This window comes from Azonexus hydrophilus DSM 23864 (assembly GCF_000429605.1).
Classification (GTDB): domain Bacteria; phylum Pseudomonadota; class Gammaproteobacteria; order Burkholderiales; family Rhodocyclaceae; genus Azonexus; species Azonexus hydrophilus.
Genome location: NZ_AUCE01000016.1, coordinates 62,046 through 75,506, shown reverse-complemented (window position 1 = coordinate 75,506; position 13,461 = coordinate 62,046). Strand labels below are relative to the sequence as shown.

Sequence of the window (13,461 nt, the reverse complement as noted above, 5' to 3'; positions counted from 1 at the left end):
TCAGATGTGCAAAAGCGCCAGCGCCTGGAATCAGGCACTGGCGCCGGCAAACGTCGATCAGACGCCGAGGAGCAGACGGGCCGGATCTTCCAGCGCTTCCTTCATGGCCACCAGACCGAGGACGGCTTCACGGCCGTCGATGATGCGGTGATCGTAGGACATGGCGAGGTAGTTGATCGGACGCACGACGACCTGACCATTTTCCACCACGGCGCGGTCCTTGGTGGCATGAATGCCGAGGATCGCGGATTGCGGCGGGTTGATGATCGGGGTGGACATCATCGAACCGAAGATGCCGCCGTTCGAGATCGAGAAGGTACCGCCGGTCAGTTCTTCGATCGACAGCTTGCCATCCTTGGCCTTGTTGCCGAACTCGGCGATCTTCTTCTCGATGTCGGCGATCGACATCTGGTCGGCGTTGCGGATGATCGGCACGACCAGGCCGCGCGGCGAACCGACAGCGATACCGATGTCGATGTAGCCGTGGTAGACGATGTCGTTGCCATCAACCGAAGCGTTCAGGATCGGGAACTTCTGCAGGGCGGCACAGGCAGCCTTGACGAAGAAGCCCATGAAGCCGAGGCGAACGCCGTGGGTCTTCTCGAACTTCTCGCCGTACTGCTTGCGCAGGGCCATGACCGGGGCCATGTTCACTTCGTTGAACGTGGTCAGGATGGCGTTGGTCTGTTGCGACTGCAGCAGGCGCTCGGCGATGCGGGCGCGCAGACGGGTCATCGGCACGCGCTCTTCGGTGCGGTCACCGAGGGCGACACCGGTCGGCGGCACCGGCAGCGAGGTGGTCGACTTGGCAGCAACGACCGGGCCGGCAGCCGGCTTGGCCTGGGCGGCCACGGCGTCTTCCTTGGTCACGCGACCACCACGACCCGAACCGGCGACGTCAGCGGCAGCGATGCCCTTCTCGTCGAGGATCTTGCGGGCAGCCGGGCTGGCCGTACCGGCCGGTGCAGCAGCGGCCGGGGCCGGGGCGGCGGCAGGCGCAGCAGCCTTCGGTGCTTCGGCAGCCGGGGCCGGTGCAGCCGCACCAGCGACGGCAGCGGTGTCGATCCGGGCGATCAGTTCGCCGGAAACCACGGTCTCGCCGTCAGCCTTGATGATTTCGACCAGCACGCCAGCGCCGGGCGACGGCACTTCGAGGACGACCTTGTCGGTTTCGATGTCGATCAGGATTTCGTCGCGGGCGACGGCTTCGCCGATCTTCTTCTTCCAGGAAGCCAGCGTGCCTTCGGCGACGGACTCGGACAGTTGCGGAACTTGAACTTCGATAATGCTCATGGTGACTCCACTCTGCTTTAGTTATCAGTACTCGATCTTGCCCAGGGCGGACTCGATCAGTGCCTTTTGTTGCTCGTTGTGCTTGGCCAGATAGCCAACCGCCGGGGACGAGGAAGCCGGACGGGACACCAGCAGCATCTTCTGCTTGCTGCCGAGTTGCGAATCCAGGTGGTGACGCGAGGCGATCCAGTACCAGGCCCCCTGGTTGCGGGGTTCTTCCTGGGCCCAGACGATTTCGGTCGCCTTCGGATACTTGGCCAGCTCCTGTTCGAGCGATTCCTTCGGGAAAGGATACAACTGCTCGAGACGGACAATGGCAATATCGTTGATCTTCTTCTCGCGACGGGCATTGACCAGGTCGTAGTAGACCTTGCCGCAGCACAGCACAACGCGCTTGACCTTCTTCGCATCGAGGTCGTCCACTTCACCGATGACGCGCTGGAATTCGCCGTTGGCCAGTTCTTCCAGCGACGAGGCGGCATCCTTGTGGCGCAGCAGCGACTTGGGCGACATGACGATCAGCGGCTTGCGCTGCATGCGGACACCCTGACGGCGCAGCATGTGGAAGACCTGGGCGGCCGTGGTCGGCACGCAGACTTCCATGTTCATTTCGGCGCACAACTGCATGAAGCGTTCCAGGCGGGCGGATGAGTGTTCCGGACCCTGACCTTCGTAGCCGTGCGGCAACAGCATGACCAGACCGCAGGCGCGGCCCCACTTGGCTTCGCCGGAAGCGATGAACTGGTCGATGACGACCTGGGCACCGTTGGCGAAGTCGCCGAACTGACCTTCCCAGATCACCAGCTCGTACGGGTTGGCCGAAGCGTAGCCGTAGTCGAAGGCGAGCACGGCCTCTTCGGACAGGACCGAGTCGTAGCACTGGAAGCCGGCCTGCTTTTCCTGCAGGTTCTTCAGCGGATGGTAGGTGCCGGTGTCCCAGTTGGTACGGTTCTGGTCGTGGAAGGCAGCATGACGGTGGAAGAAGGTACCGCGACCGACGTCTTCACCGGAGATGCGGACGCCGTAGCCGGAAACCAGCAGCGAAGCGTAGGCCAGGTTCTCGGCCATACCCCAGTCGACCGGCAGCTTGCCCTCGCCCATCGCGGCGCGATCCTCGACGATCTTCTTGACGCGCGAATGCAGCGTGAAGCCTTCCGGCAAGGTGGTCAGGCGCTGAGCCAGGCGTTGCAGTTCGGCAACCGGCACACGGGTATCGCAGGTCTCGATGTAGTTCTTCGTCAGGAACGGCGTCCAGTCGATGGTCATCGGATGCTTGTAGCCGGCCAGCACCGGGTTGTACAGCAGCTCGCCCTTGTCCAGGTGCTCGCGGTATTCCTTGATCATCAGGTCAGGACCGTCGGCCGGCAGCGTGCCTTCGGCGATCAGCTTGTCGCCGTACAGCTTGCGGGTACCCGGATGCTTGGCAATGATCTTGTACATCAGCGGCTGCGTGACCATCGGCTCGTCCTGCTCGTTGTGACCGAGCTTGCGGTAGCAGATGATGTCGACGACGACGTTCTTCTGGAAGGTCTGGCGATATTCGACGGCCAGCTGGGTAACCAGCGCCACGGCTTCCGGATCGTCACCATTGACGTGGAAGATCGGGGCATCGGACATCTTGAAGATGTCGGTGCAATAGTGGCCGGAACGGTAATCGCGCGGGTCGGAGGTGGTGAAACCGACCTGGTTGTTGACCACGATGTGCAGCGTGCCGCCGACGCCGTAACCGCGCGTCTGCGAGAAATTGAGCATTTCCTGGTTGACACCCTGACCGGCAACGGCGGCATCGCCGTGGATCAGGATGGGCATGACCTTGTGCTTGCTGCCTTCACCGCGACGAACCTGGCGGGCATAGACCGAGCCTTCAACAACCGGGTTGACGATTTCGAGGTGCGACGGGTTGAAGGCCAGCGTCAGGTGGCAGGCGCCCCCCGGGGTTTGCACGTCAGACGAGAAGCCCATGTGGTACTTGACGTCGCCGGCCGACAGGTCGCTCTTCTTCTTGCCTTCGAATTCGGCGAAGAGCATTGACGGGGCCTTGCCCAGCGTATTGACCAGCACGTTCAGGCGACCGCGGTGGGCCATGCCGACGACGACTTCGTCAACGCCCATGGCGCCGCCGGTACGCACGGCCTCATCCATGGCGACGATCAGCGATTCACCGCCTTCGAGCGAGAAGCGCTTCTGGCCGACATACTTGGTATGCAGGTAGCGCTCAAGGGTCTCGGCTGCCGTCAGGCGCTCAAGGATGCGCTTCTTCTGGTCAACGTTGAAGGTCGGACGCGAGCGGATGCTTTCCAGCTTTTCCTGCAGCCAGCGCTTCTCGGTGTAATCGGTCATGTACATGTACTCGACACCGATGGTGCCGCAGTACGTCTGCTTCAGCGTTTCGAGGATGTCGCTGAACTTGGCGTTTTCCGGCAGACCCTTGAGCGAACCGACGTTGAAGGTCTGGTTCAGGTCGGCGTCGGTGAAGCCGTAGAAGGACGGCTCCAGTTCGTCGAGCTTCGGACGCGGCAGGCGCTTGAGCGGATCGAGATCGGCCCAGCGCGTACCGAGCGAGCGGTAGGCGGTGACCAGCTGGCCGACGGCCGACTGCTTCTTGTGTTCGGTCGTCGACGAAGCCGGGGCGGCCGGCTTGAAGCCACCGCTCTTGGCCAGTTCGGCGAAAGCCGAGACCACCGGGGCGTGCGCCACATCGCGGGCGACAAAGCCGGGCATCTGAGCCAGGTGATCGAAGTAATCGCGCCACTCGGCCGGAACCGAGGTCGGATCGTTGAGGTAGTTTTCGTAAATTTCTTCGACGAAGGGTGCGTTACCGCCAAAGTAAAGCGTGCTGTCGAATTTATCGTTCATCGTAGTCATAGGCGTCCCCACCAGGGTTTGTTCTCTGTCGCTGCGGTTGCAGTCCGACAATTCTCCGCATGTAAAAAAGGGCGGCCCACGGCCGCCCGATTCTTTTTATTAGCCGCGTTGGGCGAGCGGTACCACGTCGCGCTTGGCAGCGCCCATGTACAACTGACGCGGACGGCCGATCTTGTATTCCGGATCGGAGATCATTTCTTCCCACTGCGTCATCCAGCCGACCGTACGGGCCAGCGCGAAGATACAGGTGAACATCTCGGTCGGGATACCGATCGCCTTCTGGACGATACCAGAGTAGAAGTCGACGTTCGGGTAGAGCTTCTTCTCGACAAAGTACGGATCTTCCAGCGCGATCTTTTCCAGTTCCATGGCCAGCTTGAACAGGCGATCGTTTTCCAGGCCCAGTTCGCCGAGAACGTCATTGCACACCTTGCGCATCAGCTTGGCGCGCGGGTCGAAGTTCTTGTAGACGCGGTGACCGAAGCCCATCAGCTTGAACGAATCGTTCTTGTCCTTGGCACGCTTGATGTACTCGCCAACACGCGAAACGTCGCCGATTTCTTCCAGCATCTGCAGGCAGGCTTCGTTCGCGCCGCCGTGTGCCGGACCCCACAGACAGGCGATACCGGCCGAGATACAGGCAAACGGGTTGGCGCCCGACGAACCGGCCAGACGGACGGTCGAGGTCGAGGCATTCTGTTCGTGGTCGGCGTGCAGCGTGAAGATGACGTCAAGGGCGCGGACCAGCACCGGATTCGGCACGTACTTCTCGCACGGGTTGCCGAACATCATGCGCATGAAGTTGGCGGTGTAGTCCAGATCGTTGTCCGGATACAGGAACGGTGCGCCGGTGTTGTACTTGTAAGCCATGGCGACGATGGTCGGCAGCTTGGCCACGATACGGTTGAAGCTGATGTTGCGGTGCTCGGCATCCGAGTAGTCCATGGCTTCGTGGTAGAAGGCGGACAGGGCGCCAACGACACCGACCATGACGGCCATCGGATGCGCGTCACGACGGAAACCGTTGTAGAAACGGGTCAGCTGGTCGTGTACCATCGTGTGCTTCTTGATGGTGGTTTCGAAATTGAGCTTCTCGGTGGCATTCGGCAGTTCGCCGTTCTTCAGCAGGTAGGCAACTTCCAGGAAGTTGCAGTTCTCGGCCAGTTGCTCGATCGGGTAACCGCGGTACAGCAGTTCGCCCTTGTCGCCGTCGATGAAGGTGATCTTGGACTTGCAGCTGGCGGTGGACAGGAAACCAGAGTCGTAGGTGAACAGGCCGGTCTTGCCGCCCAGGGTACGGATGTCGACACAGTCGTTGCCGTGCGTCGGGGACATGATCGGGAAATCGACAGGTGCTTGTCCGTCGATACTCAGAGTTGCCTTGCGTTCGGTCGTCATGGTTTTATTCCCTTTACAGGTGTTGGTTATCACTGCGCTGCCAAAATACGGTCAACGTTACAAAATTAGCCCGCTAACCTTACTGAACACTTACGTAGTTTTTCGACGACGGGCACGAAGCGTGCCTCATCCTCGTTACATTCTTCCTTGCCGCTGATCAGGTACCAGAGGTCGTGGTCCTCCAGCGCGACCAGATCCACGAACGCCGCCTGCTCTTCCTCGGTCAACTGATCGAATCCGTCGTCGAGAAAACGCGTCAGCGTGATGTCGAGTTCGAGCAGTGCGCGGCGGATGCAACGCCAGCGCAGGCGTTCGTAGTCCTGGCGTTCCATCAGACGGCGCGGGCGACCATCATGTCCTTGATCTTGCCGATGGCCTTGGTCGGGTTCAGACCCTTCGGGCACACGTCAACACAGTTCATGATGGTATGGCAACGGAACAGACGGTACGGGTCCTCGAGGTTGTCGAGGCGCTCGTTGGTCGCCTGGTCGCGCGTATCGGCGATGAAACGGTAAGCAGCCAGCAGGCCAGCCGGGCCGACGAACTTGTCCGGGTTCCACCAGAACGACGGACAGGAGGTCGAGCAACAGGCACACAGGATGCACTCATAGAGGCCGTTCAGCTCTTCACGATCTTCCGGCGACTGGAGACGCTCGCGCTCCGGCGCCGGATCGTTGTTGATCAGGTAGGGCTTGATCGAGTGGTACTGCTTGAAGAACTGGGTCATGTCGACGATCAGGTCGCGGATGACCGGCAGACCGGGCAGCGGACGCAGCACGATCGGCTGCTTCAGTTCGTCGATGTCGGTCAGACAGGCCAGGCCGTTCTTGCCGTTGATGTTCATCGCATCGGAACCGCAGACGCCTTCGCGGCAGGAACGACGGTACGACAGCGTGTCGTCCTTCGCCTTCAGCTTGGTCAGGGCATCAAGCAGCTTGCGATCGGTCGGCTCGAGCTCGACCGAGATGTCCTGCATGTAGGGCGCGTCGTCCTTGTCCGGATCGTAGCGGTAGATGCTGAATTGAACCGTACGTTTGCTCATGTTCTTCTCCGATTAGTACGAACGCGTCTTCAGCGCGATGGGTTCGACGGTCAGCGGCTGCATGTTGACCGGCTTGTACGTGATGCTGTTGTCGACCGGATTGAACAGCGTGTGCTTGAGCCACTCGGCGTCGTTGCGACCGTTCGGGAATTCCGGGGTATCCGGCGCATCGTCGCGGACGTGAGCACCGCGCGATTCCTTGCGGGCCTCGGCGGAGAGCATCGTCGCCTTGGCGACCTCGATCAGGTTTTCCATTTCGAGGGCTTCGGTACGGGCCGTGTTCCAGGCCATCGACTTGTCCTTGATCTCGAGCTCGCGAGCGGCCTTCTCGACTTCGAGGATCTTCTCGACGCCGGACTTGAGCATGTCGCCGAAACGGAACACGCCAGCGTGGTTCTGCATCGTGCGCTGCATGGCCAGACGGGTTTCGTGCACGTTGGCACCGCCCTTGCGGTTGTCGATGGCAGAGATGCGGGCCAGCGACTGCTCGGCAGCGTCCTTCGGCAGTTCGCGATGGGCCTTGCCGGCCTTGAGGTCTTCCACGGCGGAATCACCGGCTGACTTGCCGAAGACCAGCAGGTCGAGCAGCGAGTTGGTGCCAAGGCGGTTGGCGCCATGCACCGAGGCACAGGCACATTCGCCGGCAGCGTAAAAGCCCGGAACGACAGCGTTGTAGTCGCCGTTCTGCGGGGTCACGACACGACCGGAGTAATGCGTCGGGATGCCGCCCATCTGGTAGTGACAGGTCGGCACGACCGGCAGCGGTTCCTTGATGCAATCGACACCGGCGAATTGCAGGCCGATTTCACGGATACCCGGCAGGCGCTTCATGATGGTGTTCGGATCGAGGTGGGTGATGTCGAGCAGGACATAGTCCTTGTTGACGCCACAACCGCGGCCTTCGTTGATTTCGGTGGTCATGGCGCGGGAAACCACGTCGCGCGACGCCAGATCCTTGGCGTTCGGCGCGTAGCGCTCCATGAAGCGTTCCTTGTTGGCATTGCGCAGAATGCCGCCTTCGCCACGGACGCCTTCGGTAATCAGCACGCCGGCACCGGCGACGCCGGTCGGGTGGAATTGCCAGAACTCCATGTCTTCGAGCGGGATGCCGGCACGTGCCGCCATGCCCAGGCCGTCACCGGTATTGATGAAGGCATTGGTCGAAGAATAATAGATACGGCCGGCACCGCCGGTCGCGAAGATGGTGGCGCGGGTGTGGAAAATGACGACCTGACCGGTCTCCATTTCCATCGCCGTGACGCCGACGACATGACCTTCGGCGTCGCGGATCAGGTCCAGGGCCATCCATTCAACGAAGAACTGGGTGTTGGCCTTGACGTTGCGCTGGTACATCGCGTGCAGCATGGCGTGACCGGTACGGTCAGCGGCAGCACAGGAACGGCGCACCGGCTTTTCACCGAAGTTCGACATGTGGCCGCCGAACGGACGCTGGTAAATCTTGCCGTCGTCGGTACGGTCGAACGGCATGCCGTAGTGTTCGAGCTCGACCACGCACTCGTTGGCCTTGCGCACCATGAACTCGATCGCGTCCTGGTCGCCGAGCCAGTCGGAGCCCTTGACGGTGTCGTACATGTGCCAGTGCCAGTGATCTTCCTCGGAGTTGCCGAGCGAGGCAGCAACACCACCCTGGGCAGCAACGGTATGCGAACGGGTCGGGAAGACCTTGGACAGAACGGCCGTCTTCAGGCCGGCTTCGGACAACTGGATTGCGGAACGCAGACCGGCGCCACCGGCACCGACGATGACCGCATCAAATTTCAGAACAGGAATACTCACGCTTACAGCCTCCAGAGAATCGCGGCAACCCAGGCGGTGTAACCCACCAGCAGGGTAACGGTCAGCACATGCAGCGACAGGCGCAGGCCGGTCGGCTTGATGTAATCCATCCACAGGTCACGCATGCCGATCCAGGCATGGTAGAAGAGGCTGACGAAGAACAGGAAGGTCAGGAACTTGATCACGCCGATGGCGAAAATCGCTTTCCAGGCCTCGAAGCCCGAAGGCTGGGCGATGAGCAGGACAGCCGCCATCACCACCGTATACACAGCCATGACAACAGCAGTGGCGCGCTGGGCAATCCAGTCCTTGAGACCGTAATGGGCGCCGACAACGATACGATTGATCACAGCAGAACCCCCCACAGGATCAGGGTCAGCGGAATGCTGACAGCGAACACGACCGCCGCCGACTTGCGGGCGGCTTCCTTCTCGATGCCGACATGCAGATCCAGCAGCAGGAAGCGGATACCAGCGCAGAAGTGATGCACGAAGGCCCAGATCAGACCGGCAATGATCACCTTAACCAGCAACATTCCAGTGACCGCCGAAAAGGCCTCGGGCGACTCAAAGCTGGCGCCGAACAGCCAGACGATTACCGGAAGGCACAGGAACAAGCCGGCACCGCTGACACGATGCAGAATTGAAACCTTGCCAGGCAACGGCAACCTGATGGTCGTCAAGTCCAAGTTTTTTGGACGTTTTTTCTTGATGGACATCTCTGCCATGAACACCATCCCTCGCGTAAGAGTGCGGATTATCCGCTTGTACGTGGTTTGAAAAGAGCCGTAATTATACAGCTAAAAAACGCCCGCAAAGCGCGTCATGCTGTGCTTTTGCGACCAACATAACCCCGGATCAACCAAGGTCATTCCGATAATAGTGATGTGCCGTGCAATACAGGCCGCGACGCCACTCGACCGGCTTGTTGCCATAGGTGTAAGCAGTACGCTCGACCAGCAACAAAGGGGCGCCGACATCCACCCCCAGATGACCGGCACTTTCCGCGTCCGCGGCAACCGCGCGCAGGCGCTCCTCGGCGCTGATCATGCGCACGCCGAAATCGCTTTCAAACAGACTGTAGAGCGAGCGTTCGCCGGCGCGCAGCGCCTCCAGCGTCAGTTCACTGAACAGATCGCCCACCAGATAGAGCTGGTCGAAAACGACGGTCTGGCCGGCAAAACTGAGCAGACGCTTGACATGAATGACCGGATCACCGAGTCGCAGACCAAGCTCGCGCGCAACCTCAGGAGAAGCCGGAATCTTTTCGCAGAAAAAAGGTTTGCTGACCGACGGAACAGCCACCCCATCGTCCGGCAAGAGCCGCAGGAAACGGTAGAAGGAACGCGGGTCGCTGTGCGTGGAAACAAAGGTTCCTTTACCCTGGCGACGGACCAGCATGTTTTCGGCCGCCATTTCGTCGATGGCCTTGCGCACGGTCCCCTGGCTGACGTTGAAACGTTGCGCCAGTTCGCCTTCACTGGGGATCGCGTCGCCCGGCCCCCACTCGCCGCGCTCCAGGCTGGCGATCAGGAAATCCTTGATCTGCCGGTAGAGCGGACTGAACGTAGGCGCCGTCGAGCGCATTGCGGAACGGTTTGCATCACGGGTCATGGCCCGGGATTTCAGCACAATTCCGGTGCAGCGTCCACGAAAAGTTGTCTTATATAAGACACATGATGAATTGACAGCGCCACGCCGAACTTCTAACATCCGCGCTTCCACTGCCGACCCAACGCAAGCTCAGAAAAATTCGGCAACTGGATGCGCAAACACAATTTAACCAAGCTACTCAAGACCAGGAGCGACTCATGTCCAAAGCCCCCATGCGTGTTGCCGTCACCGGCGCCGCCGGCCAGATCGGTTATAGCCTGCTGTTCCGTATTGCCTCGGGCGAAATGCTCGGCAAGGACCAGCCGGTCATCCTGCAATTGCTCGACCTGCCGCAAGCCCAGAAGGCTGTTCAGGGCGTGATGATGGAACTCGACGACTGCGCCTTCCCGCTGCTCGCCGGCATGGTCGCCACCGACGACCCGAACGTCGCTTTCAAGGACGCCGACGTCTGCCTGCTGGTCGGCGCCCGTCCGCGCGGCCCCGGCATGGAACGTGCCGACCTGCTGACCGCCAACGGCGCGATCTTCACGGTTCAGGGCAAGGCCATCGCTGAAAACGCCAAGGAAGACGTCAAGGTCCTGGTCGTTGGCAACCCCTGCAACACCAACGCCTACATCGCCCGCTCGGCAGCGATCAAGGTTGGCCGCACCAACCCGAACAACTACCACGGCATGCTGCGCCTCGACCACAACCGTGCGCTGACCCAACTGGCCCAGAAGGCCGGCCGTCCGGTCTCCTCGCTCAAGCAACTGGTCGTCTGGGGCAACCACTCGCCGTCGATGTACGCCGACTACCGTTTCGTCACGTCCAACGGCGACAGCGTCAAGAGCCTCATCAATGACGCCGCCTGGAACAACGACGTCTTCCTGCCGACCGTCGGCAAGCGCGGTGCCGCCATCATCGACGCCCGTGGCCTGTCGTCCGCTGCTTCGGCCGCCAACGCCGCCATCGACCACATCCGCGACTGGCACCTCGGTTCTTCCGAGTGGGTCACGATGGGTATCCCGGCACCGGCCGACAACGGCTACGGCATCCCGGAAGGCCTGGTCTTCGGCTTCCCGTGCGAGTGCAAGAACGGCACCTTCACCCTGATCAAGGGCCTGGAGATCGACGACTACGCCAAGAGCAAGATCGCCATCACCCTGAAGGAACTGGAAGACGAGCGCGCCGCCGTCGCCAGCATGCTGTAATCCTTTTCAGCACCCGGAAAGGCCGCGGTAAAATACCGCGGCCTTTTTCATTTGTCCGACGATATTCCATGCGCCATCCCAAGCACGTCCTGTTCGCGGGTGAAAAACCCTTCCCCATCCTGCCCGCCGTCGATCACTACGCCGGTTCGGAAAAACTGATGAAGAAGGCCCTGCAACTGCAGCAGGAACTCGGCCCGATCTTTGACATCACCTGCGATTGCGAAGACGGCGCCCATGCTGGCGCCGAGCGCGAACACGCCGAAATGGCCGCAGCGCTGATCCTGTCCGACGACAACCGCTACCACCGGGTCGGCGCCCGCATTCACGACGTGACCCACGCCCACTGGCGCCAGGACCTGGAAATCCTGGTCGGCATCGCCGGCCGTCGCCTGCCCTTCATCACCCTGCCCAAGCCCTGCAGCGCCGCCGATGTGCAGACGCAGATCGCCGCCCTGCGCGAGATCGAGCAGCGCTGCGGCATCGCCCAGCCGATTCCCGTTCACGTCCTGATCGAAACTCACGGCGCCCTGCGCGAAGTCTGGCAGATCGCTGCCCTGCCCGGTGTCGAATCGCTCGACTTCGGCCTGATGGACTTCGTTTCCGGTCACCACGGCGCGATTCCCGGCAGCGCCATGAAGAGCCCCGGCCAGTTCGACCATCCGCTGGTCGCCCGCGCCAAGTGCGAAATCAGCGCTGCCGCCCTGGCCTGCGGCGTGGTGCCGTCGCACAACGTGACCACCGAACTCAAGGACATCGACACCATCCGCAACGACGCGCTGCGTGCCCGCCGCGAATTCGGCTATCTGCGCATGTGGAGCATCCACCCCAATCAGATTCAGCCCATCGTCGAAGCCATGCGTCCGGACTTTTCCGAAGTCCAGGCTGCCAGCGAAATTCTGATCGCCGCCCAGGACAAGGACTGGGGACCGATCCAGCACGCCGGCAAGCTGCACGACCGCGCCTCCTACCGCTATTACTGGGAGTTGCTCGACCGTGCCCACGTCACCGGCATGGAGCTTCCCGACGCAGCGAAGCAGCGTTTCTTTGCCTGAAACCCTGCCAATCCTCTACCGCGACGAGCATATCGTCGCCATCGACAAGCCGGCCAAGCTACTCGTCCACCGCTCGGAGATCGACCGCCACGAAACGCGTTTCGCGATCCAGATCCTGCGCGACCAGATCGGCCGGAAAGTCTGGCCGGCGCACCGGCTTGACCGCGGCACATCGGGCATCCTGCTGTTCGGATTGAGTTCGGAAATCGCCAGCCTGCTCGGCCGGCAGTTTGCCGAGGGTCAGGTCAGCAAACGCTATCTCGCCGTCGTTCGCGGCCATCCGCCCGAGAACGGCTCTATCGATCACCCGCTGACGCGCCAGCGCGACGATTACGAATTCCAGGGCGCACGCAGCAGCCAGGAAGCCCAGGCCGCACTAACCCATTTCCGCCGTCTGGCGAGCATCGAATTACCGGTCGAGGTCGACCGCTACCCGGTCAGCCGCTACGCGCTGCTTGAACTGGAACCGGTCACCGGCCGCAAACATCAATTGCGCCGCCACCTCAAGCACATCGCCCACCCGATCATCGGCGACGCCACTTACGGCAAAGGCAGGCACAACCGTTATTTCGCGGAAACCCTGGGCTGCGACCGCTTGCTGCTGGCGTGTACGCAACTGGGCTTCAGCCACCCGGTGGATGGCCGAAGCATCAAGCTGAAATGCCCGCCGGGCGACAGCTTCGCCGCCCTGCTCGAACGTTTCGACTGGCCCCTGGCTCAGTAGCCGATCGACGACTCCAGCGCCTCCATGCGGCGCATGTCGCCTTCAAGCTCGATCATGTCCTGACCCAGCGCATCGCGCGCCGAAACCATGCCGACCGCCCGTCCGCCAGCGTCGACGACCGGCACATGGCGGAAACCTTCCTCGGCCATCATGTGCAGCGCATGCGACAAGGGCTTGTCTTCGCGGATGGTCAGCGGGTCCGCCACCATCACCGCTGACAGGTTTGTGGCATCGGGATCCAGGCCAGCCGCCAGCACCTTGTTCAGTGCATCGCGCTCGGTAAAGATGCCGGCAATGCTACCGCCCGACAGGATCAGCAGCGCACCTATCCTTTTTTCCGCCATCAGCCGACTGGCTGCACGAACGGTCATGTCCGGGGTTGCCGTGATCAGCGGGCGACCCTCGAGCACATCGGAAATCATTCTTCTGGGCATGTCTTGTCTCCTTGTCGTTATGAATCAGGTGTCAGCCTGACAGCCGTATATTG

Annotated in this window: 13 protein-coding genes; 3 read left to right on the top strand and 10 right to left on the bottom strand. The window is 61.5% G+C overall.

All coding sequences use genetic code 11. The annotated features are described in order from the left end of the window. Positions 1 to 57 precede the first annotated feature (57 nt). The 9 genes from odhB to G471_RS0108620 all read right to left on the bottom strand — a co-directional run bounded on the left by odhB (position 58) and on the right by G471_RS0108620 (position 9,981). Complete coding sequence (gene odhB, locus G471_RS0108660; RefSeq protein WP_028995011.1) at positions 58 to 1,293, bottom strand: 2-oxoglutarate dehydrogenase complex dihydrolipoyllysine-residue succinyltransferase; 1,236 nt, start codon at positions 1,291 to 1,293, stop codon at positions 58 to 60. 24 nt (positions 1,294 to 1,317) lie between these two features. Beyond that, positions 1,318 to 4,158 carry a 2-oxoglutarate dehydrogenase E1 component gene (locus tag G471_RS0108655; RefSeq protein ID WP_425387150.1) on the bottom strand — a complete coding sequence of 947 codons (2,841 nt, stop codon included), beginning with the start codon at positions 4,156 to 4,158 and terminating at the stop codon, positions 1,318 to 1,320. 99 nt (positions 4,159 to 4,257) lie between these two features. Continuing rightward, entirely contained in the window at positions 4,258 to 5,556 is a 1,299-nt protein-coding gene (gltA, locus tag G471_RS0108650) for a citrate synthase (RefSeq protein WP_028995009.1), read from the bottom strand. A gap of 65 nt (positions 5,557 to 5,621) precedes the next feature. Then, the gene (locus G471_RS0108645) at positions 5,622 to 5,888 is read right to left on the bottom strand and encodes an FAD assembly factor SdhE (RefSeq protein WP_028995008.1); all 267 of its coding nucleotides are present in this window, start codon (positions 5,886 to 5,888) and stop codon (positions 5,622 to 5,624) included. Further along, complete coding sequence (locus G471_RS0108640) at positions 5,888 to 6,598, bottom strand: succinate dehydrogenase iron-sulfur subunit (RefSeq protein WP_028995007.1); 711 nt, start codon at positions 6,596 to 6,598, stop codon at positions 5,888 to 5,890. Before G471_RS0108640 ends, G471_RS0108645 begins: the two co-directional genes overlap by 1 nt. 12 nt (positions 6,599 to 6,610) lie before the next feature. Further along, the gene (gene sdhA / locus G471_RS0108635) at positions 6,611 to 8,395 is read right to left on the bottom strand and encodes a succinate dehydrogenase flavoprotein subunit (RefSeq protein WP_028995006.1); all 1,785 of its coding nucleotides are present in this window, start codon (positions 8,393 to 8,395) and stop codon (positions 6,611 to 6,613) included. A gap of 2 nt (positions 8,396 to 8,397) precedes the next feature. Beyond that, the gene (gene sdhD, locus G471_RS0108630; RefSeq protein ID WP_028995005.1) at positions 8,398 to 8,745 is read right to left on the bottom strand and encodes a succinate dehydrogenase, hydrophobic membrane anchor protein; all 348 of its coding nucleotides are present in this window, start codon (positions 8,743 to 8,745) and stop codon (positions 8,398 to 8,400) included. Continuing rightward, entirely contained in the window at positions 8,742 to 9,122 is a 381-nt protein-coding gene (gene sdhC, locus G471_RS0108625) for a succinate dehydrogenase, cytochrome b556 subunit (RefSeq protein WP_028995004.1), read from the bottom strand. The genes sdhD and sdhC overlap by 4 nt, the downstream gene beginning before the upstream one ends. A gap of 130 nt (positions 9,123 to 9,252) precedes the next feature. Next, positions 9,253 to 9,981, bottom strand: a complete 729-nt coding sequence (locus tag G471_RS0108620; RefSeq protein WP_028995003.1) for a GntR family transcriptional regulator — start codon at positions 9,979 to 9,981, stop codon at positions 9,253 to 9,255. A 224-nt stretch (positions 9,982 to 10,205) separates the two neighbouring features. On the opposite strand from G471_RS0108620, the gene G471_RS0108615 reads away from it, so the two are divergent. The 3 genes from G471_RS0108615 to G471_RS0108605 all read left to right on the top strand — a co-directional run bounded on the left by G471_RS0108615 (position 10,206) and on the right by G471_RS0108605 (position 12,974). Next, positions 10,206 to 11,198 (top strand): malate dehydrogenase, encoded by a 993-nt coding sequence (locus G471_RS0108615; protein ID WP_028995002.1) that lies wholly within the window; start codon positions 10,206 to 10,208, stop codon positions 11,196 to 11,198. 68 nt (positions 11,199 to 11,266) lie between these two features. Continuing rightward, positions 11,267 to 12,250: an HpcH/HpaI aldolase/citrate lyase family protein gene (locus G471_RS0108610; RefSeq protein ID WP_028995001.1), complete on the top strand. Its 984-nt coding sequence runs from the start codon at positions 11,267 to 11,269 to the stop codon at positions 12,248 to 12,250. Further along, positions 12,243 to 12,974: a tRNA pseudouridine(65) synthase TruC gene (locus G471_RS0108605; protein ID WP_028995000.1), complete on the top strand. Its 732-nt coding sequence runs from the start codon at positions 12,243 to 12,245 to the stop codon at positions 12,972 to 12,974. The genes G471_RS0108610 and G471_RS0108605 overlap by 8 nt, the downstream gene beginning before the upstream one ends. Here the strand turns inward: G471_RS0108605 and G471_RS0108600 are convergent. Beyond that, positions 12,968 to 13,408, bottom strand: a complete 441-nt coding sequence (locus G471_RS0108600) for a CBS domain-containing protein (protein ID WP_028994999.1) — start codon at positions 13,406 to 13,408, stop codon at positions 12,968 to 12,970. The two genes, G471_RS0108605 and G471_RS0108600, sit on opposite strands and share 7 nt — an antisense overlap. Positions 13,409 to 13,461 lie beyond the last annotated feature (53 nt).

Excerpts from the sequence above, each read along its gene's own strand:
- odhB (WP_028995011.1), bottom strand. The coding sequence starts at position 1,293 with ATGAGCATTATCGAAGTTCAAGTTCCGCAACTGTCCGAGTCCGTCGCC.
- G471_RS0108655 (WP_425387150.1), bottom strand. The coding sequence starts at position 4,158 with ATGACTACGATGAACGATAAATTCGACAGCACGCTTTACTTTGGCGGT.
- gltA (WP_028995009.1), bottom strand. The coding sequence starts at position 5,556 with ATGACGACCGAACGCAAGGCAACTCTGAGTATCGACGGACAAGCACCT.
- G471_RS0108645 (WP_028995008.1), bottom strand. The coding sequence starts at position 5,888 with ATGGAACGCCAGGACTACGAACGCCTGCGCTGGCGTTGCATCCGCCGC.
- G471_RS0108640 (WP_028995007.1), bottom strand. The coding sequence starts at position 6,598 with ATGAGCAAACGTACGGTTCAATTCAGCATCTACCGCTACGATCCGGAC.
- sdhC (WP_028995004.1), bottom strand. The coding sequence starts at position 9,122 with ATGGCAGAGATGTCCATCAAGAAAAAACGTCCAAAAAACTTGGACTTG.
- G471_RS0108620 (WP_028995003.1), bottom strand. The coding sequence starts at position 9,981 with ATGCGCTCGACGGCGCCTACGTTCAGTCCGCTCTACCGGCAGATCAAG.
- G471_RS0108615 (WP_028995002.1), top strand. The coding sequence starts at position 10,206 with ATGTCCAAAGCCCCCATGCGTGTTGCCGTCACCGGCGCCGCCGGCCAG.
- G471_RS0108610 (WP_028995001.1), top strand. The coding sequence starts at position 11,267 with ATGCGCCATCCCAAGCACGTCCTGTTCGCGGGTGAAAAACCCTTCCCC.
- G471_RS0108600 (WP_028994999.1), bottom strand. The coding sequence starts at position 13,408 with ATGCCCAGAAGAATGATTTCCGATGTGCTCGAGGGTCGCCCGCTGATC.